The organism is Syntrophaceae bacterium (genome assembly GCA_013177795.1).
In the GTDB taxonomy this organism is placed as follows: domain Bacteria; phylum Desulfobacterota; class Syntrophia; order Syntrophales; family UBA2192; genus UBA2192.
Genome location: JABLXY010000003.1, coordinates 388181 through 411512 on the forward strand (window position 1 = coordinate 388181; position 23332 = coordinate 411512).

Genomic DNA, 23332 nt, shown 5'->3' on the forward strand with positions numbered 1-23332 from the left:
TCAGGACCGGAGCTTGAACGCCATCTGGATCAGGCTCGGGACCAGGAAATACTGCAGAAACATGATCGCCGCGATGACGATGACGGGCGACAGGTCGATACCGATGTTTCCGAAGGGCAGCCACCGCCTCACCGGCCGCAGGACCGGCTCCGTTGCCCGGTAGAGGAACTGGACAATGGGGTTGTAGGGGTCGGGGTTCACCCAGGACAGAAGGGCCCGGATGATGATCACCCAGGTATAGAGGCTCAGCGCCACGTCAAGGATCCTGGCAAAGGCCTCTATAAAATTGGCCACAAGGAACATCGCCTACCCTTCGAAAGAAACAGAAGGCCGAAAATAAAAGTTGAGTTCGCAAATGTCAAGGCTTATATTCTGGCGGAAACCCGCACCCGGTGCGGGATTTCCCGGAGGCGGCCTCCGCGGGGCCATCCCGGTTTCCCGCCTGCACCCGGGCGGGCAGTCCGGTGCCATGAGGAGGTAGTAACAAGATTCATGCCAGACGGGGGGACATCGGCCCGGCTGGGCGGATAAAAATAGGAGGGAGCTAAGATCATGAAGGCAAAGAAGATTGTCGTCATCGGCGGGGGGAAGATGGGGGAGGTCATTGCCGGCGGCATCCTCAAGGCCGGCCTGGCCCAGCCCGCGGGCGTGACCGTGACCGACATCGTTCCCGACCGGCTTGCCTACCTGAAGGGCAAGTACGCCGTCGGCGTGACGGATGACAACCGCAAGGCCGCCCGGGAAGCCGACATCGTCATCCTGGCCGTCAAGCCGCAGGGCATGGGCGATGTGCTCAAGGAGCTGGCGCCCGTGATCGACCGCAAGAAGCTCGTCATCTCGATCGCCGCGGGCATCCCCATCCGCTTCATCGCCGAGCACCTCAAGAAGGACGTGCCCATCGTACGGGTCATGCCCAACACGCCGGCCCTCGTCGGCGAGGGGGCGGCGGCGCTGGCGGCCGGCGATGCGGCCTCCGGGGCCGACCTGGCGGCGGCGCGGGAGATCTTCGACGCCCTCGGCCTGACGGTCGTCGTCAAGGAAGACCTCATGGACACGGTGACGGGGCTCTCCGGCAGCGGCCCGGCCTACGGGTTCATCGTCATCGACGCCCTGTCCGACGGGGGCGTGCTCATGGGCCTGCCCCGGGACGTGGCCGTGAAGCTGGCGGCCCAGACCCTCCTCGGGGCGGCCAGGCTGGTTCTCGACAGCGGCAAGCATCCCGGCGAGCTGCGGGACATGGTGACCTCGCCCGGCGGGACGACGATCGCCGGCATCCAGGCCCTGGAGGAGGGCGGGCTCCGCTCGGCCCTCATCTCGGCCGTCGAGGCGGCGACCCTGCGCTCGAGGGAGCTGGGGAAGGGGAAATAGGGTTTCGCAAAGCGACGGAGAGAAAGAAAACCCCCTGACAGCAGTGCTGCAGGGGGTTTGTTTTGGCCTCTCGCCTTCTGCCCGATGTCTTTCGCCTAGAACTTGAAGATGTCGTAAATCCTCGTGATGATCCCGCCGCCGGACTTCTTCTCATCCTGCGGCTCCTGGCGCGCGGGCTCCTCGGGCTTGGGCTCGGGGGCCGGCTGCGCCTCCGCGGGGGCCTGCTCCGCATCCCGCTCCTGGTCCTCCCTCCGCTCGCCGGACCGGCGGCGCCCGCGCCGCGAGCGCCTCTTTCGCGTCCCCCGGCCCGCCTCGCCGGGCGCACCCTCGGCCTTCGCCTCATCGCCCTTTTCCTCCTCGGCCTCCGGGGCGGGCAGCGGGATGTGCTCGCGCTCGACGAACTCGAACTTCGCCTCCTCCCAGAGCATGTCGGGGTTGCCGGAGATGTGGATCGAGACGTTGTGGGCGTTCTCGAGCTCCACGATGTCGCTGCGCTTCTGGTTCAGGAGGTAGTTGGCGATCTCGTGGGGCAGCGTGATCCGGACGCTCGAGTAGGTGCCCTTCAGGACGTTGAGGCGGATCTTGCGGAAGGTGCTCAGGGCCGCATACTCCAGCGAGGGCCGCATGCCGGCGCCCTTGCAGTGCGGGCACGTGATGTGGCTGATCTCCTGGATGTTGGACTTCTTGCGCTGGCGGGAGAGCTCCATCATCCCGAACTTGGAGATGCGCGAGATCTGGGTCCGGGCGCGGTCGAGGCTCAGGGCCTTCTTGAAGGCCTTCTCGACCTCGGCGATGTGCTTGCGGTCCTTCATGTCGATGAAGTCGATGACGATGAGGCCCCCGAGGTCGCGCAGCCGCAGCTGCCGGGCGATCTCCTCGGCCGCCTCGAGGTTGGCCCGGAAGGCGGTCTCCTCGACGTCGCGGCGGTCCGAGGCCCTTCCCGAGTTGACGTCGATCGTGATCATCGCTTCCGTGGGGTTGATGATGAGGTAGCCGCCGCTCTTGAGCTCGACCCGCTCCTTGTAGATGGCGTCGATCTGCGGCTCCAGGTGGTAGCGGTCGAACAGCGGCGTCTTTTCCTGGTAGAGCTTGATCATCTTCACGTTGCGGGGCGCCACCGTGTTGATGTAGGCGCGCATCTTGCGGTACGTCTCCAGGTCGTCCACGAGGATCTCCTGGATATCGCTGGTAAAGTAGTCGCGCAGCGAGCGCACGCCGAAGTCGCCCTCCTGGTGGATCAGCGCCGGGGCCTGGACCTCCTTGGCCTTCTTCTCGATGTCCCGCCAGATCTTGAGCAGCACGTAGTAGTCCCGCGAGAGCTCCTGCTTGGTGCGGTTCATCCCCGCCGTGCGCACGATGAAGCCCACGCGGTCCTCGGCCGCGATCTGCTCCATGAGCGCCATGAGGTTCTTGCGCGACTCGTCGTCGTCGATCTTGCGGGAGATGCCCGTGCTCTGCCGGTTCGGCATCAGGACGATGTAGCGGCCGGGCAGCGAGATGTAGGTCGTCAGCATCGCGCCCTTGTGGTCCTTCTCCTCGCGGACCACCTGGACGAGGATCTCCTGGCCGCTCTTGAGGTGCGGCCGGCGGTGCCGGTGGCCCTCCTCCCCGCCCTCGTCCTCGGTGCGGAAGTACTCGGGGCTCACGTCGTGCAGGGGCAGAAAGCCGTGCTTCTTGGCCCCGTAGTCCACGAAGGCCGCCTGGAGGCCCCGCTCCACCTTGAGAACCACCGCCTTGTAGATGTTCCCCGTGATGGGCTCGCGGGCCGACATCTGGATGTTGTACTCCACGAGCTTGCCGCTCTCGAGGACGGCCATCCGGCTCAGCTCCTGGTCCACGGCGTTGATGAGCATGATCTTCTTCATGTACCGGTTTCCTCTCTGACCCCACCGGGTTGACCGGGCATCACAGAAACTCGCTCACGTCGCCCTTCCCGGCGCGTATCACCTCGGGGACGTCGTCCACGAGGCTGATGATGCTGGACTTCTCCGATGCGAGAATGCCCGCGTCGAGGATGAGTTCCACGGCGTGCCCGTAGCGCTTCCGGATCTCCTCCGGGTCGCTCAGGATTTCGTCCTTGTCCGTCGAGGCGCTGGTGCTGATGATGGGGTGGCCCAGCTCGCGCACGAGCGACAGACAGATTTCGTTCGCGGGGACCCGGATGCCCGTCGTCTGGCGCTTCGTCATGAGGATCTTCGGGACGAGACGCGACGCGGGCAGGATGAACGTGTAGGGCCCCGGCAACAGCCTCTTCATGGTCTTGTAGGCGTAATTGGAGACGATGGCGTACTGGCTGATGTCCCTCAGGTCGGCACAGATGAAGCTGAAGGGCTGCTTCTGGCTGCGGCGCTTGATCTCGTAAATCTTCTCGATCGCCCGCTTGTTGTAGAGGTCGCAGCCGATTCCGTAGACCGTGTCCGTGGGGTAGACGATGATCCCCCCGTTGCGCAGCACCTCGACGGCCTTGCGGATCAGCCGGATCTGCGGGTTCTTCTCGTTGATGGACAGGAGCATAGGTTCGGGCCATCTCTCGTAGGCAGCGTTTTTTTATCAGAAAAACACCGTTTTTTCAATAAAATAAGCAGATTCTGGCGCTTCGCGGGCCCCCGCGGCCCGTCCGGAGCGCCCACCGCAGGGCCCGGGAGGGCCGCCGCCACGCGGTTTGACGGGAATCGCAGGCACCGCGTTAATGGCTTGACAGCGGGGATTGCCTGTGATAAGGGGCAGGCAGGCTTGGCGTATTATGAAGAGATTATTTGCAATCAACACCTTCGGCTGGTGGTGGCGGGGCGACAGGACCCTGCCCGCGGGGCCCTCTTATTGACACAAGGGGCCGTGGGTGAGGAGAATCACCCATGGCCGACCGGGTATGAGAAAGCCATGGGAAATCTCCCATGGCTTTTCTGTTATTCCCCCTTGCCCTGACCCTCTCCCGCGCCGGGGAGACGGGGATCGAGGATGGGGCTGCACGGAAAAAAACGAAGTGGACGAATAAACGAACGAACCGAGTCTGAAGGAGGCAACGGCAATGGAAGAGAGAAAGATCATGCTCAGCGATGCGGAGATCCCCCGGCAATGGTACAACGTCCTGGCGGATCTTCCGGGACCCATGAACCCCCCGCTGCACCCGGGGACGGGCCAGCCGATCCGGCCCGAGGACATGCAGGCCATCTTCCCCATGAACCTCGTCGAGCAGGAGATGAGCCCGGAGCGCTGGATCACGATCCCCGAGGCGGTTCTGGACAAATACCTCCTGTGGCGGCCGACGCCGTTGCGGCGGGCGCGCAACTTCGAGAAGGCCCTCGGGTGCCCCGTCCAGATCTACTACAAGGACGAGAGCGTGAGCCCCCCCGGCTCTCACAAGCCCAACACGGCCGTGGCCCAGGCCTACTACAACAAGGCCTACGGCATCAAGCGTCTCGCGACCGAGACGGGCGCCGGCCAGTGGGGAAGCGCGCTGTCCATGGCCTGCCGCATGTTCGACCTGGAGTGCCGGGTCTACATGGTCCGCGTCAGCTACGACCAGAAGCCCTACCGGCGCATGATGATGCAGACCTGGGGCGCCGAGTGCATCCCCAGCCCCAGCGACCGGACGCAGGCGGGGCGCAACATCCTTGCCCAGGACCCCGACTGTCCCGGCAGCCTCGGCATCGCCATCAGCGAGGCCATCGAGGACGCCGTCACGAACAAGGACTCCCGCTACTCCCTCGGGAGCGTCCTGAACCACGTCCTGCTGCACCAGACGATCATCGGCCTCGAGGCGAAGAGGCAGTTCGAGAAGATCGGGAAGTACCCCGACGTGGTCATCGGCTGCGCCGGCGGCGGGAGCAATTTCGCCGGGGTGAGCCTCCCCTTCGTCCAGGACAAGATTCACGGCAAACAGGTGCACGTCATCGCCTCGGAGCCGTCGTCCTGCCCGACGCTGACAAAGGGGCCCTTCGCCTACGACTTCGGGGACGTGGCCAAGACGACCCCCCTTCTGGCCATGCACACCCTCGGGCATGACTTCATCCCGGCGCCCATCCATGCCGGCGGGCTCCGTTACCACGGCATGGCGCCCATCGTGAGCCATATGCTGAAGAAGGGCCTCATCGAGGCCCGGGCCTACCATCAGCTCGACACCTTCGAGGCCGGCGTTCTGTGGGCCAGGACCGAGGGGTTCATCCCCGCGCCGGAGACGACGCACGCCATCGCCGCCGTCGTGGACGAGGCGAAGCGGGCCAAGGAAGCGGGCACGGAGAAGGTCATCCTGTTCAACTACAGCGGGCACGGTCTCGTCGACCTGGCCTCTTACGAAGCCTACTTTGCAGGGAAGCTGTCGGCCTACGAGCTGCCCGACGAGGAGATCCGGCGGGCACTCAAGGCGATCGAGAGCCACCCGAAGTGCATTGAGAGATAGGCGAAAGGCGAATCCCCCTTGCATCCCCCTTTGTCAAAAAGGGGGAAAGAGGGGGATTTTCATTTCTGCGCCAGGCAGGGCAGGGGGAGTTTCTGCCTGCCGCGCCGCCTGCCCGGGCCCGGTGAGATTGTGTTTCGCCGCAAGACGTGCTATTGTTTCGCCGCCCGCGGGGCCTTTCCCCGGCGGGTTTGCGGCTGCTGCCGGTCCCGTGCGGTGCCCGTGCGCGGCCGCAAGGCTTGATCCTGCCGAAAGCGGAATAGCGGAATTGAGGAAGAGCGGACAAAATAGCCCCCTGGAACGGGCGGATGCCCCCGAAGATCGCATGCGAAACGCCCGCCCCCTGGCGGACCGCATGCGGCCGGAGACCCTGGGGGAATACGTCGGCCAGTCGCACATCCTGGAAAAAGGGGGGCTGCTGCGCAAGGCCATCGAGGAAGACCGGCTCTTCTCCATGATCTTCTGGGGGCCGCCCGGTTCCGGGAAGACCACCCTGGCCCGCCTCATCGCCGGCGAGACGAAATCCCGCTTCACCACCTTTTCGGCGGTGCTCTCCGGCGTCAAGGAGATCCGGGCCGTCATCGACGAGGCCCGCGCCGAGCTCGAGACGACGGGCCGCAGGACGATCCTCTTCGTCGACGAGATCCACCGCTTCAACAAGGCCCAGCAGGACGCGTTCCTGCCCCACGTGGAGAGCGGCCTCATCACCCTGATCGGCGCCACGACCGAAAACCCCTCCTTCGAGGTCATCTCGCCTCTGCTGTCCCGGACCCGCGTGATGGTCCTTCGGCCCTTCACCGAGGAGGAGCTTGCCGAGATCCTGCGGAGGGCGCTTGCGGACCCCGTGCGGGGCCTGGGCGGGCTCTCCATTGAGGTCGAGCCCGAGGCGCTCGATCACATGATCCGGGCCGCCGACGGTGATGCGCGGGCGGCCCTGAACAACCTCGAGGCGGCGGCCTCGCTGACGGCAGGCAGGGGCGAGGGGGACCGCCGGATCACCCTGGCCATGGCCGAGACGGCCCTGCAGCGCAAGGCCCTGCAGTACGACAAGGCCGGCGAGGAGCACTACAACCTCATCTCGGCCCTGCACAAGAGCCTCCGGGGCAGCGACCCCGACGCGGCCCTCTACTGGCTCGCGCGGATGCTCGAGGCGGGCGAGGACCCCCTCTACATCGCGCGGCGCATGATCCGCTTCGCCTCCGAGGACATCGGCAACGCCGACCCCATGGCCCTCACGGTGGCCATGGCGGCCATGCAGGCCTTCCACTTCATCGGGCTGCCCGAGGGTGAGCTGTCGCTCGCGCAGGCCGCGGTCTATCTCGCCACGGCGCCCAAGAGCAACGCCGTTTACCGTGCCTACGGGAAGGTGAAGGCCGTCATCGGCCGGACAGGAACCCTGCCGGTGCCCCTGCACATCCGCAATGCGCCCACGCGTCTCATGCGCGATCTCGGCTACGGGAAGGGCTACAAGTACGCCCACGATTACGAGGAGGCCTTCGTGCCCCAGGACCATCTCCCGGAGAGCCTGCAGGGGCAGGTCTACTACACGCCGACGGACCGCGGCTACGAGAAGGTCATCCGGGAGCGGCTGACGAAGTGGCGGAGGATCCGGGAGCAGGCGGCCCGGGACGCCAAGCACAAGGGGGAGGAGTGAGACGGTGACGGGGCCTGACAGGGAGCAGTACATCCGGGAGATCGCGGCGCTCCGCGAGCGCGTCCGTTACCTCGAGGAGATGGAGAAGGAGTTTGCCACCCTCGCCCGGGCGCTGAAGGAGTCGGAGGAGCGCTACCGGCTCCTCGTGGAGAAGATCCTCGACGGGATCTTCATCGTGCAGGACGACCGCGTGAAATTCCCCAACCCGTCCATGACGGCGCTCATGGGCTACACGGCCCAGGAACTGGGCGCTGTGCCCGTCGCGGATCTCATCCGGCCGGAGGACCGTGAACGGGTGCTCGACCGGTACCGCCGGATCCTCGACGGCGAGAACCTCCGGGGGACGCTGGCCTTCGGGGCGCTGCGCAAGGGAGGGGACGGGTTCCAGGCCGAGGTGCGCGCCGTCCCGATCACCTGGGAGGAGCGCCCCGCGGTGCTGTGCCTGATGCGGGACGTGACGAGGCAGGTGCAGCTCGAGTCGCAGCTGCAGTACGCGAAGAAGATGGAGGCCGTCGGCACGCTTGCCGGCGGCATCGCCCACGACTTCAACAACCACCTGCAGGGCATCTCGGGCTACATCCAGCTCCTCATGATGCGCGGCGACCGGGACCGCACGGAACAGGGCTGGCTGCTGCAGATCGAGCGCTCTGTACAGCGTGCGGCGGCGCTCACGAAGCAGCTGCTCATCTTCAGCCGCCGGGAGGAGAGCCGGCTCGAGCCCCTCGATCTCAACGAGGTGGTGCGCCAGGCCCAGAAGACGCTGGCCCGGACGATTCCCGAATCGATCGCGGCGGAGCTCCGGCTGGCCGCCGACCTCCACCCCATCGACGGCGACGCGGTGCAGCTCGAGCACGTCCTGTTCAACCTCGGGATCAACGCGAAGGACGCCATGCCCGACGGCGGCAAGATCGTCATCGCAACCCGCAACACCCGGCTCGACGAGGCCTTCTGCCGCAACCACGCGGGCCTGAAGCCGGGGGCCTACGTGGAGCTCTCCTTCAGCGACACGGGCCACGGCATGGACCGTGACACCCAGGAGCGGATCTTCGAGCCCTTCTACACGACCAAGGGCGTGGGATCGGGGATCGGGCTGGGGCTGGCCATCGTCTACGGCATCGTCCAGAGCCACCGCGGGGCGATCCTCTGCGAGAGCGGCCCGGCCGCGGGGACGACCTTCCGGATCTACCTGCCGGCGCAGCAACGGCCGGGGGCGGCCCCGGGGAAGGAGGCGCGCAAGCGGGCGGATTACCGCGGGGCGGAGACGATCCTCATCGTCGATGACGAGGCGGACATCCTCGACATCGGCCAGAACACCCTCGAGCAGTTCGGCTACACGGTGCTCATGGCGCGAAGCGGCGAGGAAGCCGTCGAGACGTACTCGCGGCGGGGGCGGGAGATCGATCTCGTGATCCTCGATCTCGGCATGCCCGGGATGGGGGGCGAGAAATGCCTCCGGGAACTCCTGCGGATGAACCCGTCGGTGAAGGTCCTCATCGCCAGCGGCTACGCCGCGACGCAGACCGTCCAGGGGATCCTGGAAGCGGGCGCGACGGGCTTCATGGCGAAGCCCTACCGTCTCGAGGACATGCTCAAGAAGGTGCGCGAGGTGCTCGACGGGGAGAGGGACGAGGTCCCTCTGGGGGATTGAAAGAAGAATCTGAGAGGGTAAGAGGGTGAGAAGGTAAGAAGCAGTTATCGGGATTCAGCCCGTTCTTTTCTCACCTTCACACCGTCTCAACTTCTCAACCTCTGTGAAGGCCCGGCATCTGCCGCCGGCATCTCTGTGCCGGACATCATCCTCCGGCCTGCGTTTCCGGCTCCTGCGGCACGAAGATCCACAGCAGGATGTAGAGCAGCAGGCCCGTCCCGTAGATGAGGAACAACAGGGCGAAAAGCAGCCGCCAGGTCCAGGACGGGATCGGCGTGCGTGCGCCCAGGGCCCCGCATATCCCCCCCAGCCAGCGATCCGTCCGGGACCGCTTGAAGGTGTGCAGAACGTTCTTCTCTTCCATCGCGTAACCCCTACTGCCGGACGATCGGCCCCGGCAGCCGTGAACCCTCTCCGGTGCAGTGCCCGCGGCGCAGACCGTTGCCGTGCCGCACCCCCCCGGCGCTGTTTCGTCGGCCGAACCCTTCGGCCGTTGCATCAGCCCCCTCAGGAGGGGCCGCAGCTGGTGGCGCTGCAGGACCCGCAGCCCGGTCCCGCGGAGCTCGTGAACTTGCCGTCGCTCGAGTGGCTGAAGGCCGACATGAGCTTCTTCACCTTCTTGCCCTTGCACGTCGGGCAGGACACCTCCTGGTTCCCGAAGACGAGGGTCTCAAACGTCTTTTTGCACTTCGCGCATCGATACTCGAAAATCGGCATGGGGTCTCACCATCCTTGTTTCATCTCCGGCCCTGTGCAAGAAGTTGCCGCAAGGCCCTGATATTTAGAAGGTAGGAAGGTTTGAAGGTGAGACGGTTGGAGAAACGGTGCGCGTGATTCCGGTCTCCGGCTTTTCCAACCTTCTTACCCTCTCACCTTCATGCCTGCTGTTGCCTGCTTCGCTCCGGATGCCCCTCCGGTCGGCGGTTGTCTAAAAACGTGCCAATCGTGTGCGTACTCTGTCGTCCAGCCGGTGCAGCCCCGCCTGCCGGGCCGCCTCCAGCGCCTGCTCGTACTCCTCGCGGGTGATCCGGCGGTTGATCGCCGGGGTCTTCTGCGCTTCCCAGCAGGGCCGGTACTGGTCCATGACGTTGACGTAGGTGTCCCTCGAGATCTCCGTGGCCAAGAACCGCATGACCCCTTCCGTTCCCGCCACGCCGCCGGGCATGACGAGGTGCCGCACGAGAAGCCCCCGGACGGCGACACCGGATGCGTCGATCTCGAGATCTCCCACCTGCCGGTGCATCTCCCGCAGGGCCTCCATGGCCCGCTCCCGGTAGTCGCCGGCCCAGCAGAGGCGCTCGGCCCACGCGTTGTCCCAGAACTTGAAGTCGGGCATGTAGATGTCGAAGACCCCGTCGAGGAGCGCGAGGGTCTCGACGGCGTCGTAGCCGCCGGTGTTGTAGACCAGCGGGACGTTCAAGCCGCCCTCGACGGCCAGGACCAGCGCCTCGAGGATCTGGGGCACCACGTGGCTGGGGGTCACGAAGTTGATGTTGTGGCAGCCGCCCCGGGCCAGCCGCAGCATGGCGTCGGCCAGACGAGCCGCATCGACCTCGTTGCCTTCCCGCAGGTGGCTGATATCATAGTTCTGGCAGAAAGAGCAAAGGAGATTGCAGGAGCTGAAGAAGATGGTGCCCGAGCCGTACGTGCCCACCAGCGGCGCCTCCTCGCCGAAATGCGGCCCTGCACTGGAGACCATGGCCCTGCGGCCGGTCTGGCAGAAGCCCTGCTCGTCCTCCAGGCGGTTCACCCCGCAGCGGCGGGGGCACATGCGGCACTCGCGCAGACGCTCCAGGGCCTGGCGCGCACGCTGCCGCAGCACGCCTTCGCGATGCAGCTTCAAATAGGACGGCTCAGACAAAACAGGCTCCAGGCAACAGGCTCCGGGCAACAGGCAAAAGGGAATCCGTTCTTTTCTCCTCCCAATGCCTGATGCCTAATGCCTGACTTCTATCTTTTGTACGTTCCCATCGTTTGCGCCTCGGCCAGGATGTGGCCCTTCATGGCCTTCAGGAGCTGGTCCTTCGTGATCCCCGGCTTGAGGCCCAGCACGGTGTCCAGGGCGTAGAGCCTGAAGAAGTACCGGTGCGTCCCGCCCGGGGGACAGGGCCCCCCGTAGCCGATTTTCCGGAAGTCGTTGATCCCCTGCGTGCCCCCGCCGGGAAGCTCCTTCTCGCGGGTGATCCCCTCGGCGAGCATCAACGTGGTCGGCGGGATGTCGTAGATCACCCAGTGCACCCAGGTCCCCATGGGGGCATCGGGGTCGTCGCAGATCAGGGCGAAGCTCTTCGTGCCGGCCGGACCTGCCGTCCACTCCAGGGGCGGCGAGAAATCGGCGCCGTCGCAGGTGTACTTCACCGGGATCATCTCGCCGTTGCCGAACGCGCTGCTCTTGATCTCCATCGCGCTCCCCTCCTTTTTGCAGCGGTGTGCGAGTACGGGTATAATATAATTCCTTTGGAAAAAATGAAAACCTTCTTTTGCGCGCCTGTATGGACGCCCATGAGGAAGAACCTGCTCATCACCGGGCTGCCCGGGACGGGGAAAACAACATTGATCCGACGGGTCCTCGACCGGCTCCCGACGGGTGTCGCGGCATCCGGTTTCTTCACCGCCGAGATCCGCGAGGCGGGCGAGCGGGTCGGGTTCACCGTGAACGCCCTCGACGGGCGGACGGCGACCCTGGCCCACGTGCGGGCCGGGGGCAGGGCGCGCGTCGGCCGCTACGGCGTCGACGTGGCAGGCTTCGAGGGTCTGGCGCTCCCGCTTCTCGAGCCCGGCAAGGCGGGGCTCTACGTCATCGACGAGATCGGGAAGATGGAGTGCTTCTCCGCAGCCTTCTGCCGGATGGTCGCGGCCCTGCTCGATTCGGCCTCCCCGGTGCTGGCGACGGTGGCGCTCAGGGGCGGGGGCTTCATCGCCGGGGTGAAGACCCGTGACGATGTCGCCCTCTTCGAAGTGACCGTGAAAAACCGCGATCGGCTCTGCGACGAAATCGCCCGCTTGCTGCAGGAGCGGCTGCGCTGAGGCCGTGCGTCATGGACCCGAGGGATTTTGCCATGCTTCTGGCCCGCTTCTCCCTCTGTGCCGAGGGGTACCGCAAGGTTCGCAAGGGCGTGCAGAAGCGCATCATCCGGCATATGCAGAAGCTCGGCTGCCCCTCGATGAGGGCCTATCTGGGGCGGCTCGATGCCGACAGGGACGCCGAGGCGGAGGCCCGGCGCCTCATGGATGTATCGATCAGCCGCTTCTTCCGCGACGCGGAAGTGTGGCAGGCGTTGGAAACGGAGATTCTCCCCCCGCTTCTCGAGAAGCACCCCGACGGACTGCGGGTCTGGTCGGCGGGCTGCGCCCTGGGGCAGGAGGCATACAGCATCCGGTTACTATGGGCTCGACTGTCGGACGGGGAATCCTCCATGCCGTCTCTCGACCTCCTGGCCACCGATGTCAACGCGGCGTACCTGCAGCGGGCGATCGAGGGGGTCTATCCCGCGAGAGCCCTGGCGCGCATGCCCGCGGAGGTGCGGGGGCGTTTCTTCCGGCCCGCCGGGAAGAATACCCTTCGCGTGGTCGAAGAACTGCGGGAAGGCATCCGCTGGCAGGTCCACGATCTGGCGGCCGACCCTCCGCCGGCTCTGGACTTCCACATCGTCTTTCTCCGAAACAACCTCCTCACCTACTACCGGGACGGTATCGTCAAGGCGGCCCTGCCGGCGATCCTCGACAGCCTCGTGCCGGGCGGGTATCTCGTCATCGGGCGGAAGGAGCGCCTGCCCGGGTTCATCAGGGGATTCGACCCGCACCCGGCGGTGCCTTTTCTCCACCGGAAACGGCAGACAGGCGGGTTGGCATGACCCTTCCATGTTGGGTCCGCATGCATCATCACAGGGGGAGCCATCGATGAGACGCAAACGGATTCTCTTCCTCTCGCTGTCGATCTGGGCCGTTTTCGCGGCATGGCCCGCGTGGGCGGATGAGGCTGCGGGCATTGCGCCCGGGGCCGTTGCGGGCGAGATCGGACGCATCGAAAAGGCCGCCCGGGCAACGTTGGGTGTATCCGCCGTGCACCTGGATACCGGCCGGAGGGTCGAATACCGTGCAGACGAGTTCTTCCCCATGGCCAGCACCGTCAAGGTGCCTCTCGCAGCCCGGATCCTCGACATGGCGGACAAAGGCCGGGTCAGTCTCGCGACGGAGATTCCGGTGAGGCAGCCGGAGATGGTGCCGGAAGGGCCTCTCGGGGACATCCGGTGGCGTCCGGGACTGTCTTACCCGATCGAAGAACTCCTCGAGGCGATGATCACACGGAGCGACAACACCTCCGCCGATGTCCTTTTTCGCGTGGCCGGAGGGCCTCCGGCGGTAGACGCATGGCTCAAGGGCATCGGTATCAAGGACATCCGACCCGCCCGTTACATCCGGCAGCTTCTGCGGGATGTCCTGTCGATCCCCGAGCCGACCTCGCCGTCGATGTCTCTGGCGGATCAGTTCCGGAAGATGCCGCCCAGGCAGGCGTCGGAGCGCCGGGCGAAGGCGATCCGGGCAAACCCCGGATACGACGCCGACCCCCGGGACCAGGCAACCCCGAACGGGATGCTCGCGCTCCTTGCCATGATCCGGCAGGCCGACGGGGAGCGCGAGACGGTGCGTGCCGTGCTGGTCCCCATGATGGAAAGGACCGTGACCGGGCCGAAGCGGATCCGGGGCAGGCTTCCCTCGGGGACGATCGTGGGCAACAAGACGGGGACACTGGCCGGCACGGCAAACGATATGGGGTACATCACCCTCCCGGGAGGGAAAGGCTGTGTGGCCCTTGTGGTCTTCGTGAAGGGCTCCGAAGCGCCCCCCGAGGTGCGGGAGACGGCGATCGCCGACGTCGCGCGCCTCGTGTACGATTACTTCTTGCTTTCGACCCCGGGGCATCAGGACTGAATCGCAGACATGGGAGGGGAGGGCACGGCTGTGGCAGCACGTCGGGGTTGCAGCGGGGACTCGACCGTTGTAAGGAATGGAAAAGCCGCCTGAGGGGACTCGTTTGGGGCCTTTCAACCCGGTGCCGAGTCAGGGGAGGTGAGAGATGCAGCAGAGGAAGTTCCTCGTCGTTTTGCTGATGGTTTCGATCCCTCTTTTTGCGGGTTTTTCGGCCACATCGAAGCCCAATGTCAGCGTCATCGATCCGGGCTACGATCCCGATCCCAAATCTGCAAACGAGTATTTCGTCAAAGCCAAGGGCATCCTGGGAGAACTGGGCAGGGTGAACCCCGTCCTGGCCACGGAACTCGGGCGGCTGCCCGAAATCCGGGCCTGCGACGCGGCGGTGATCGAGACCCTGCAGAGGATCGCCCGGCTGCAAGCCGAGAAACCCGAGGAATTCCAGAAGGCCCTGGAACAGATGCTCACCGTCGGGCTTCCCGAGTACCGCCGCTACAACACACCCCTTCAGGCTTACTTCTGGCTGGTCGAGGACGGGAAAATGAAATCCGCGAAACGGATCCTGGACGAGTACGATCTGCTCGACCTGCTGCGCTCTGCCTGGGTGAGAGACGACACGGTCGGGCAGTCCGGGAACCCGGCGGTCGCAGAGAAACACAGGAAGCGCTGGGGGGATTTCGACACGGTCATCGACCGGCTGAATGCCCCGGAACTGGTCGATTTTTACGAGAAGCGGTATTTCAAATACGGCTTCAACCGAAGCAAGGATGAATCGGATTCATACTCCATCTTCATGCGCAAGGGAGGAAACTGCGTCGATTACGCCAATTTCACCTATCGCTGCCTGAGTTGGGCGGGCTACCACTCTTGGAAAGAGAAGGTACCCGGACACCTGACGGTCATCCTCAAGGCTCCCGACGGGAAGTACTACGCCCTGGATAACGCACGGAGGATCAACAGGAAGCCGATCGGCCTGGCCGGGCCGTTCGACGAGGTGCGGGAATTGATGCTGAAGCTGGGTTACTACTGATCCGGGTGCCGGCCCCGGATGAACGCTGTGACCCGCTCCGATCACGGCTGAAAGAGGAACCGCTCGGGATTGACGGAACAGAACAGGGCCTTTTCCCCGTCGGTCAGGTGCGTCGTGCCGCCGAAGGTCCGGAGGTAGTCGTTGTAGGAATCGACGTCGAGGAGGTTGATCGGGAAATCGGAGCCGAAGAGGATCCGGCTGCGGACTTTCTCCGCGTGGGGGCTTTGGTCGATCAGGGACCGGAGCCGCCCGTAGTACCGGTTCCCGGGGCAGTTTGCGAAATCGGCATAGACGCCGTCCCAGCGGGCGATGTAGTCGAGAATCTGCTTTTCCCACCGTCCGTCGGGGAAGAGGTGGAGGACATAGCGCTTCCCGAGATGGGCGAAGTTGATCTTCAGGCTGTAGGCCTCGAGCACCTGCTCCCAGCGCTCCGGTGCGGTGTACAGCTCGAGCTGCCGCTTCCGGACGGTTTGAAACCCGCTGTCGCTGCAGTGCACGGTGATCGGGATCCTCCGGGCCTCGCAGAACCGGTAGAGCCGCTCGACCTTCCTGCGCTCGTCTCCCGCGTCGGGCCAGGGGTCGAACCCCAGCGGGGGGTAGAGCTTGATCCCCGCGAAGAAATGGCTCCGGTCGCCCCCCTCGTCGATGTTGGCGTCGAAACGGCCCATCCGGGAGAGGAACGATTCCCGGTCCCCCCGGTAATTCCCGAAATACTTCTGCAGCAGGTCGTCCACCTCGGCCAAGCTGTAATTGGCCGTGTTGATGCCGAGAAAGGGGTAGATCTCGAAGAGGGCCGGTGTCCGGCGCGGGATGACGGCGTACCGCGTCTCCCCGGACAGCGGGTCACGGATGAGCTCCGTCTCCAGGTATCCCCGGATGCCGTTGAACACGTCGACGACCTGCTCGGCGATCGGCTTGCGGGCCGCGATGTTGTAGAAGGCCTCGCCCGACACCTCCCGCTCGAGCTGCTTGTAGCCGAAGTCCATGATCAGCGGCGTCAGCACCAGCCTGTCGTAGGCCCCGGTGCCCCCGTGGAGGCGCAGGGCCCCGTCCGCCGGGCTCCAGAGGTCCTTGCGCAGAAAATACTCGGTGATCAGGAAGAAGGAGGCGATGTCGTTTTCCATGAGCGACAGCAGGTTCAGCGAGCCCTGGAAGAGTAGCTTTCTGAACCTGGGGGAAAGGGGGACGAGCAGCTGGAGGTAGAGCAGCAGCACGAAGAACTTGACCCGGTTGATCCGCTTCAGGAAGGCGGCGAAATTCGGGTGGCTCAGGTTCATCGCGTGGCAGTGGATGTCGTAGAAGCGGCGGGTGTCTTCCATGGCGTTCCCCCTTTCTTCACGGGGAATCCGGGGCGGATGCAAACAGGGCCCGGAGGCGTGCTACGCCTGGCCGGGGACGACGTAGAGAAGGACGGCGACGTAGTGGCACGCGCTGCCGCCGAGAACGAAGAAGTGCCAGATGGCGTGGTTGTAGGGGAGCCTCTTGAAAAGGTAGAACAGGGCGCCCACGGTGTAGACGATGCCCCCGGCCAGCAGCCAGGTGAACCCCCCGTCGGGCAGGGCTTCCAGGAGGGGCTTCACGGCGAAGACAATGAGCCACCCCATCAGGAGGTAGCCGACGGCGGACAGGACCTTGAACCGCTGCGCGAAGAGCAGCTGGAAGACGATCCCCGCGGCGGCCAGGACCCAGACGAGGCCGAACAGCGTCCACCCCCAGCTCCCCTGCAGCGTCACGAGCGTGAAGGGCGTGTAGGTGCCCGCGATGAGCAGGTAGATGCACGAACGGTCCACGATCCGGAATGCTTGCTTGAGCCGCGGCGAGCGGACGGAGTGGTAGAGGGTAGAGGCCGTGTAGAGAAGCACCAGTGTCGCCCCGTAGATGCTGCAGCTCACGATGTGCAGCACGGTGCCGTGCAGGCAGGCCAAGGTCACCAGCGCGCCGAGCCCCGCGGCGCTCAGGAGGGCGCCCGTGCCGTGGGTGAGGCTGTTCACCAGCTCTTCGATCTGGATGCGTTGATCGCGCATAATCTCCGGCTGCCCCGCCGCCGGCCCCGCCCGTTGCCTGCGGTGCGAAGCCGAAAAAGGGGCTTTACTTATCGCGTGGTGCGTTATATACAACGCCCAAACGGGAACCTCAAGAGATTTTGAGGGTCCAACCGGGACGAACAGCGATTTTTGTGGCGCAGGGACAACCACCGGGCTCCGCAGAGGCCGGTGGTTTTTTTTCGACAACCGGAACGAGCAGGAGGCGAAACGATGAGAAGAGCCATCCAGTCGGGCGACACGGTCAGCGTGCATTACACCGGGAAACTCGAGAACGGCGAAATCTTTGACTCCTCGTCGGGGAGGCGGCCCATGACGTTCACCGTCGGCACCGGGCAGATCATCCGGGGCTTTGACGAGGCGGTGCTCGGCATGGCCGTGGGGGACCGGAAAACCGTCACGATCGCGCCGGAGATGGCCTACGGCCCCCGGCAGACGGAGCTGATCGTCGACATCCCGAGAAACACGGTTCCCGAGGGCATGGAACTGGAGAAGGGGATGATGATCGAACTGGTCGACCCGCAGGGCAACCGGATCCCGGCGGAGGTCTTCGAGATCCTCGACGAGGTGGTCAAGATGGACCTCAACCACTTCCTGGCCGGGAAGACCCTCGTCTTCGACATCGAGATCGTGGCGGCGGGCCCGTCGCAGGACCCGGGCTGACGGGAAGGCGCCGGGCGAAGGCCCGAGGAACCCATGGCGGAAGGACGACGATGAAATTCCTGGAAAAGCTTTTCAGCACGGAGAAAGGCCCCAAGAAGAAGGTGCAGGCGGGGCGAAACGACGCCTGCCCCTGCGGGAGCGGCAAGAAGTACAAGCGCTGCTGCCTTGAGGGCGACGAGAAGAAGCGAAGGAAGCAGATGGGGCTGGGTTGAGGCAGGCGACGGCCCCTCAGCCCTCCGCCGTTTCCGCGTAGAGGTCGTAGAGCTCGGCCGCCGTGACACGGCAGCGGACGATTGCGCCCGGGCTGAGCCCCGCGCCCCGCACGTAGGTGATCCCGTCGATCTCGGGGGCCTGGAAGCGCGTCCGGCCCCGCCAGGGGAAATCCTCGCGCTCCGTCCTGCCCTCGATGAGCACGTCCTCCAGCGCCCCGATGCGGGCGAGGCCGATCTCGTCGGCAATCGCCGCCTGCGCCTCCAGCACGAGGCCCTGGCGCCTCCGCTTCTCCCGCTCCGGCACCTGCCCCGGCAGCCGTTCCGCCGCCGTGCCCTCTTCGGGCGAGTACGCAAAGACCCCCAGGCTCTCGAAGCGGGCCTCCTCCACGAACCCCAGCAGCCGCTCGAAGGCGTCCTCCGTCTCGCCGGGATACCCGACGATGAGCGAAGTGCGCAGGGCGATGCCCGGGACGGCCCGGCGGATCTCGTCGATCTTCTTCCGGAGGAAGGCCGAGGTGCCCTTGCGGTTCATCGCCTTGAGGATTCCGTCGTCGATGTGCTGCACCGGGATGTCGAGATACCGGCAGACCTTCTCCTCCGCGGCCATCGTGGCGAGAAGCTCGGCCGTGATGTTCCTCGGGTAGGCGTAGAGGATCCGGATCCAGCGCGGCCCTTCGATCGCGCAGAGCCGCTTGAGAAGGCCGTTGAGCGTGGGACGCCCCCGGAGGTCACGTCCCCAGGCCGTCGTGTCCTGGGCGATGAGGACGATTTCGCGCGTCCCCCCGGCGGCGAGCCGCTCGGCCTCGGCGACGATGTCGTCCATGGGGCGGCTCCGGAACGGCCCCCGAATGGCGGGGATGACGCAGTAGGCACAGCGGTTCGAGCACCCCTCGGCGATCTTGAGGTAGCTGTAGAAGGCCGTGGAGACCCTGCGCGGGACGGAGGCGTCCATGAGATACAGGGGACTGCCCACGTGCACGGCGGGGGGGCGCCGGGGGCCGTCGCCCAGGCGCTCGAGGTGCGCGGCGATCCCCGGGAAATCCCCCGTGCCGAGAAAGAGGTCCACCTCGGGAAGCTCGCGGGCCAGCTCGGCGCCGTAGCGCTGCGGCAGGCATCCCGCGACGACGAGCCTGCGGCAGCGGCCTTTCTTCTTCCAGGCCGCCATCCGGAGGATCTCCTCGACGGACTCCTCCTTCGCGGGGAGGATGAAGGAGCAGGTGTTGACGACGATGGCTGCGGCCCGGTCGGGCCTGTCGGTGACGCTCCACCCGGCTCGGGACAGCAGGGCGGACATGACCTCGCTGTCCACGAGGTTCTTCGGGCATCCGAGGCTCAGGATGTAGACGCTTTTTTCGCTCACCTTACCGCGGCAGCTTTCTGGCGAGGACCTTGCGCGGCTTCACGCCGTCGGAGGGGCCCACGACCCCCTCTCTTTCCATCCGCTCGATCATCCGGGCTGCACGGTTGTACCCCACCTTGAGGTAGCGCTGCACGAGCGAGACCGAGGCCTGGCCCAGTTCGGTCACGAGCTCCACGGCCTCGTCGTACTTGTCGTCCACGTCGCCCTCGGCCTTTTCCCCCTCCTGGGCCTCGGCCTTGAACTTTTGGATCGATTCGTCGTAGACGGGGGTCTGCTGCTTGCGGATGAAGCTCACGATGCGCGAGATCTCGCGGTCGGACACGAAGGCGCCGTGGATGCGCTGGAGCTTCGAGGTGCCCGGGGGCATGAAGAGCATGTCGCCCTGGCCGAGGAGATGCTCGGCGCCGAGCTGATCCAGGATCGTCCGCGAGTCCACCTTCGAGGAGACCTGGAAGGAGATCCGCGTGGGGAAGTTCGCCTTGATGATCCCCGTGATGACGTCCACCGAGGGCCGCTGGGTCGCGAGGATGATGTGGATGCCCGAGGCGCGGGCCATCTGGGCAAGTCTCGTGAGCGACTCCTCCACGTTGCGCTGGGCCACCATCATGAGATCCGCCAGCTCGTCGATGACGATGACGAGGTAGGGCAGCTTCGCCGGCAGGGGCTTCGGTTCCGGCTCCGCCGCTTCGCCCATGGGCAGCTTCGCCTGGGCCTCCTCGAGGATTCGCTCGCGCCCCTGCTGTTTCTTCTCCACGAAGCGGTTGAACTTGTCGATGCTCTTCTCCCCCGTCTCGCCGATGATGCGGTAGCGGCTCTCCATCTCCTCGACGGCCCACCGCAGCACCGAGGCGGCTTCCTTGGGGTCCACCACGACGGGGTGCAGCAGGTGCGGCAGCCCCTCGTAGGCCGCCAGCTCCAGGCGCTTGGGGTCGATCATGATGAACTTCACCTCGTCGGGGGGCGCCTTGAAGAGCAGGCTGCAGATCAGCGCGTTGAGGAAGACGCTCTTGCCCGAGCCCGTCGTGCCCGCGATGAGCAGGTGCGGCATCCGGGTGAGATCGGCGATGACGGGCGTCCCCGTGATGTCCTCGCCGAGCGCGATGGGCAGCCGGTGCTTGGCCTGGGCGAAGGCCTCGTTGTCGACGGCGTCCCGCAGGGTGACGGCCTCGCGCTCGGCGTTGGGGATCTCGATCCCGATGGCGGCCTTGCCGGGGATCGGCGCGACGATGCGCACGCTCTGGGCCTTGAGGGCCAGGGCCAGGTCGTCGGCGAGGTTGGCGATCTTGTTGATCTTGACGCCCGGCGCAGGCTCGAGCTCGTACATCGTGATGACGGGCCCCGGCTTGACCTCCGACACCTTGCCCTCGACGCCGAAGTCGGCCAGCTTCCTTTCCAGGAGCCTCGCGTTGTCGATCAGGATGTCGCGCCGCTGCTTCGTGTCGCGCCGCGGCACCTCGTCCAGGAGGGTCAGCGGAGGCAGGATGTAGGCCCCCTGGGGCCGGGCGAACTCGAAGGCCGTCTGCTCGATTTTCTTCTTCCGCGTCCGCTCCTGTGCCGGGGCCTTCTCCTCGCGGATCACGGGGGGCGGCCGTCTCTCTGCCTTCCTCGGGGCTGCACGTTCCTGCTCCTCGTCTTCCTTGAGGTAGTCCGTCACCTTCTCGCGGCCGATCGCCACGCAGGAGCGCACCGCGCGGCCCGTGCTGAGGACCACCCCGTAGGCCTTGCGCAGGGCGGTGACGACGGAGAGGTCCACCGTGACGATCAGCGAGACGACGAGGCCCACGAACAGGAAGATGAAGGTCCCGCCGGGGTTGAACAGGGCGTTGAGGTATTCCGAGATCAGGGTCCCCGCGAAGCCGCCGGCCGCAAAGGGCGTGTCGACGAGCGGGATCAGCCTGTAGGCGTGGGCGAAGAGCCCCGAGGTCGTCACGACGAGCCCGGCAAACCCGCCGATCCAGCCGGGCCGGAAGAGGAAGCCCGCGTCGAGGAAGAGCTTCACCGAGGTGATGAGCAGGAACAGCGGCAGCCAGTAGGCGGAGAGCCCCAGGAACCGGATCAGGATGTCGGCGATGTAGGAGCCGATGACCCCGCCGATGTTGGCAATCTTCGCCCGGGACGTCTCGTAGTTCGACAGCGACGGGTCCGTCGGGGAGTAGGAGATGACCGACAGGAACAGGAAGACCGCCAGGGCGAAGAGGACAACCCCCGCGATCTCGCGCGTCCTTCCCTGTATCGGTTTGCGTTCGGCCATGGCTCCCCGCCGTTTCATCGCAGGTGCAGGGCGAGGACCGCCGCCCCCACGATCCAGCAGTAATACGCGAAGTAGCGCAGATTGCGCTTCCGCACCACGGAGAAGAGAAACTTCAGGGTCAGGTACGCCACCACCCCCGCCGCGACGGCCCCGGCGGCGTACACCGCGGCCTCTCCCGGCGGGACGGCGTCGATGTGCCTGGCCTCGAGGACCGCGGCACCCGCGATGGCCGGGATCGACAGCAGGAAGGAGAACCTTGCCGCCGTCTCGCCCTCGAGCCCCCGGAACAGGCCGAAGGTGATCGTCGAGCCCGACCGGGAGATGCCGGGCAGGACGGCGATCCCCTGGATCACGCCGATGACGATGCCGTCGAGCAGGTTCATCTCGGCCTCGGTCCGCACCGGGTTCTTCACGCGGTCGGAGAGAAACAGGAGGGCCCCCGTCACGAGGAGCATTGCCGCGGCGAACGCCGGCGACTCGAACAGCTCGTGGATGATGTCCTTGAACGAAAGCCCGATGGCGGCCGTGATGGCCGTGGCCACGACGAGGTACAGCAGCAGGCGGCGCCGCGTGTCGACCCACCCGTCGTTGAGCGCCGTGTCGAGCCGGCCCAAGAGCGACCGTCGATACCCCTCCGGCAGCAGCGCCGTGAGGATTTCCCCGATCTCCTTCCGGAAGAACAGGGCGACGGCCACGGTGGTCCCGACGTGCAGCATGACGTCGAAGAGGACCCCCGGCTGCCGGAACCCCTCGATGAGGCTCTGGGCGAAAACGAGATGGGCCGAGCTGCTCACGGGCAGCAGCTCCGTCAGCCCCTGCACGATGCCGAGGAGGATCCCTTCGAGCAGGCTCAAGCGGCTTTCTCCTTTCCGACGGCCAAATCCGGCCTCCGGAGGTAGTAGTGCGATGCGACGACGTCGTAGACCCTCAGGAGCAGCTCATCGAGGGTCTCTTCCGAGTATGCCGTCACGTCGATGGGCTTGTCGATGACCAGCGTGACGCGCCCCGGGTGGACCCGGAATGACTTCTTGGGCATGATCTCGCCGCTGCCGACGATCGTGATCGGCACGATGGGGACCCCCGCCTTGAGGGCCAGGTGGAACACGCCCTTCTTGAACGGGTGGATCTGTCCGTCCATGCTTCTCGTCCCCTCGGGGAACGTCATGACCGATTTCCCTTCCCGGATGCATCGTGCCGCGTCGTTGATGCTGCGCATGGCCCGCACGAAATTCTTCCGGTCGATCGGTATGGAACCCGTCCTTGCCAGGGCCCTGCCGAACACGGGGATGGCGAACAGCTCCTTCTTGGCGATCCAGGCGAAATAGGTGTCGATGTTTGCGAGCACGATCAGGATGTCGAAGCCGCTCTGGTGGTTGGCCATGAAGACCTGGGGCCTTCCCCTCAGGATGTTTTCCCGGCCCTCCACGGTCACCTGGACGCTCGAGATGCGCAGCAGGATCTTCGCCCAGAGCACGGACACGCGGTGCGTCGTGTATTCCCCGCGGGGGAACAGGCGATACGACACGACGACGAAAAAGGATACAAAGGCCGTGATCAATGTCCCCAAGAGGACCAGGATGGCCGACCGGAACATGGGGTTTCCCGAAAAATGTAATGATTTATTAAATTTAACCGTACATTTCTACTTGATCTGCCGGGCGAAGTCAACAGCGAATCTGCCCGCTCCGCAGACGGGAAAGGCCCTTTCGGGCCTCAGGGCGGCCCCGGGTTATTTGATATTGCGAAGCGGGCCGCTCTTCTATATGATGACCCCGC

23 protein-coding genes are annotated in these 23332 nt (G+C 65.5%); 10 read left to right on the forward strand and 13 right to left on the reverse strand.

Translation table 11 applies throughout. From position 1 onward, the window contains the following. A complete protein-coding gene (locus HPY67_11685; protein NPV05378.1) occupies nt 1-303 on the reverse strand; it encodes a YggT family protein in 303 nt (100 codons plus the stop codon). Between the two features lie 246 nt (nt 304-549). Here HPY67_11685 and proC point away from each other — a divergent pair, with 246 nt between their 5' ends. Then, nucleotides 550-1368, forward strand: a complete 819-nt coding sequence (gene proC, locus HPY67_11690; protein NPV05379.1) for a pyrroline-5-carboxylate reductase — start codon at nt 550-552, stop codon at nt 1366-1368. A 95-nt stretch (nt 1369-1463) separates the two neighbouring features. Here the strand turns inward: proC and HPY67_11695 are convergent, their stop codons facing one another. Next, a complete protein-coding gene (locus tag HPY67_11695) occupies nt 1464-3233 on the reverse strand; it encodes an Rne/Rng family ribonuclease (GenBank protein NPV05380.1) in 1770 nt (589 codons plus the stop codon). 40 nt (nt 3234-3273) lie between these two features. Then, nucleotides 3274-3882 (reverse strand): threonylcarbamoyl-AMP synthase, encoded by a 609-nt coding sequence (locus HPY67_11700; GenBank protein NPV05381.1) that lies wholly within the window; start codon nt 3880-3882, stop codon nt 3274-3276. 514 nt (nt 3883-4396) lie between these two features. Here HPY67_11700 and HPY67_11705 point away from each other — a divergent pair. The 3 genes from HPY67_11705 (at nt 4397) to HPY67_11715 (ending at nt 9066) form a co-directional block, all read left to right on the forward strand. Then, nucleotides 4397-5767 carry a TrpB-like pyridoxal phosphate-dependent enzyme gene (locus HPY67_11705; GenBank protein NPV05382.1) on the forward strand — a complete coding sequence of 457 codons (1371 nt, stop codon included), beginning with the start codon at nt 4397-4399 and terminating at the stop codon, nt 5765-5767. Nucleotides 5768-6089: 322 nt separating this feature from the next. Continuing rightward, nucleotides 6090-7418 carry a replication-associated recombination protein A gene (locus HPY67_11710; GenBank protein NPV05383.1) on the forward strand — a complete coding sequence of 443 codons (1329 nt, stop codon included), beginning with the start codon at nt 6090-6092 and terminating at the stop codon, nt 7416-7418. Between the two features lie 4 nt (nt 7419-7422). Further along, nucleotides 7423-9066: a response regulator gene (locus HPY67_11715; GenBank protein NPV05384.1), complete on the forward strand. Its 1644-nt coding sequence runs from the start codon at nt 7423-7425 to the stop codon at nt 9064-9066. Between the two features lie 145 nt (nt 9067-9211). On the opposite strand, the gene HPY67_11720 is transcribed toward HPY67_11715, so the two are convergent. The 4 genes from HPY67_11720 to HPY67_11735 all read right to left on the reverse strand — a co-directional run bounded on the left by HPY67_11720 (nt 9212) and on the right by HPY67_11735 (nt 11469). Beyond that, nucleotides 9212-9430: a PspC domain-containing protein gene (locus tag HPY67_11720; protein NPV05385.1), complete on the reverse strand. Its 219-nt coding sequence runs from the start codon at nt 9428-9430 to the stop codon at nt 9212-9214. Nucleotides 9431-9573: 143 nt separating this feature from the next. Beyond that, entirely contained in the window at nt 9574-9783 is a 210-nt protein-coding gene (locus tag HPY67_11725; protein ID NPV05386.1) for a zinc ribbon domain-containing protein, read from the reverse strand. 211 nt (nt 9784-9994) lie between these two features. Further along, the gene (locus HPY67_11730) at nt 9995-10927 is read right to left on the reverse strand and encodes a radical SAM protein (protein NPV05387.1); all 933 of its coding nucleotides are present in this window, start codon (nt 10925-10927) and stop codon (nt 9995-9997) included. Between the two features lie 89 nt (nt 10928-11016). Next, nucleotides 11017-11469, reverse strand: coding sequence for a YbhB/YbcL family Raf kinase inhibitor-like protein (locus HPY67_11735; GenBank protein ID NPV05388.1), 453 nt, complete (start codon nt 11467-11469; stop codon nt 11017-11019). Between the two features lie 99 nt (nt 11470-11568). On the opposite strand from HPY67_11735, the gene HPY67_11740 reads away from it, so the two are divergent. The 4 genes from HPY67_11740 to HPY67_11755 all read left to right on the forward strand — a co-directional run bounded on the left by HPY67_11740 (nt 11569) and on the right by HPY67_11755 (nt 15028). After that, complete coding sequence (locus HPY67_11740; GenBank protein NPV05389.1) at nt 11569-12093, forward strand: NTPase; 525 nt, start codon at nt 11569-11571, stop codon at nt 12091-12093. Nucleotides 12094-12104: 11 nt separating this feature from the next. Beyond that, nucleotides 12105-12920, forward strand: coding sequence for a hypothetical protein (locus tag HPY67_11745; GenBank protein NPV05390.1), 816 nt, complete (start codon nt 12105-12107; stop codon nt 12918-12920). 46 nt (nt 12921-12966) lie between these two features. Then, a complete protein-coding gene (gene bla / locus HPY67_11750; GenBank protein NPV05391.1) occupies nt 12967-13998 on the forward strand; it encodes a class A beta-lactamase in 1032 nt (343 codons plus the stop codon). Nucleotides 13999-14143: 145 nt separating this feature from the next. After that, entirely contained in the window at nt 14144-15028 is an 885-nt protein-coding gene (locus HPY67_11755) for a hypothetical protein (protein ID NPV05392.1), read from the forward strand. Between the two features lie 41 nt (nt 15029-15069). Here the strand turns inward: HPY67_11755 and HPY67_11760 are convergent, their stop codons facing one another. Next, on the reverse strand, nt 15070-16347 hold the full coding sequence (locus tag HPY67_11760) for an amidohydrolase family protein (GenBank protein ID NPV05393.1): 1278 nt from the start codon (nt 16345-16347) through the stop codon (nt 15070-15072). A 60-nt stretch (nt 16348-16407) separates the two neighbouring features. After that, complete coding sequence (locus HPY67_11765; protein NPV05394.1) at nt 16408-17031, reverse strand: hemolysin III family protein; 624 nt, start codon at nt 17029-17031, stop codon at nt 16408-16410. Nucleotides 17032-17283: 252 nt separating this feature from the next. Here HPY67_11765 and HPY67_11770 point away from each other — a divergent pair, with 252 nt between their 5' ends. Together HPY67_11770 and HPY67_11775 are read left to right on the forward strand one after the other, a co-directional pair. After that, on the forward strand, nt 17284-17733 hold the full coding sequence (locus HPY67_11770; protein ID NPV05395.1) for a peptidylprolyl isomerase: 450 nt from the start codon (nt 17284-17286) through the stop codon (nt 17731-17733). 50 nt (nt 17734-17783) lie between these two features. After that, complete coding sequence (locus HPY67_11775; GenBank protein ID NPV05396.1) at nt 17784-17945, forward strand: hypothetical protein; 162 nt, start codon at nt 17784-17786, stop codon at nt 17943-17945. Between the two features lie 16 nt (nt 17946-17961). On the opposite strand, the gene rimO is transcribed toward HPY67_11775, so the two are convergent. Genes rimO through HPY67_11795 form a run of 4 tightly spaced genes read right to left on the reverse strand, consistent with a single transcriptional unit; the run spans nt 17962 to nt 23150 of the window. Continuing rightward, nucleotides 17962-19305: a 30S ribosomal protein S12 methylthiotransferase RimO gene (gene rimO, locus HPY67_11780; GenBank protein NPV05397.1), complete on the reverse strand. Its 1344-nt coding sequence runs from the start codon at nt 19303-19305 to the stop codon at nt 17962-17964. Nucleotide 19306: 1 nt separating this feature from the next. Further along, nucleotides 19307-21556, reverse strand: a complete 2250-nt coding sequence (locus HPY67_11785; GenBank protein NPV05398.1) for a DNA translocase FtsK — start codon at nt 21554-21556, stop codon at nt 19307-19309. A gap of 14 nt (nt 21557-21570) precedes the next feature. After that, on the reverse strand, nt 21571-22410 hold the full coding sequence (locus HPY67_11790; protein ID NPV05399.1) for an undecaprenyl-diphosphate phosphatase: 840 nt from the start codon (nt 22408-22410) through the stop codon (nt 21571-21573). Then, entirely contained in the window at nt 22407-23150 is a 744-nt protein-coding gene (locus HPY67_11795; GenBank protein NPV05400.1) for a 1-acyl-sn-glycerol-3-phosphate acyltransferase, read from the reverse strand. The genes HPY67_11790 and HPY67_11795 overlap by 4 nt, the downstream gene beginning before the upstream one ends. Nucleotides 23151-23332 lie beyond the last annotated feature (182 nt).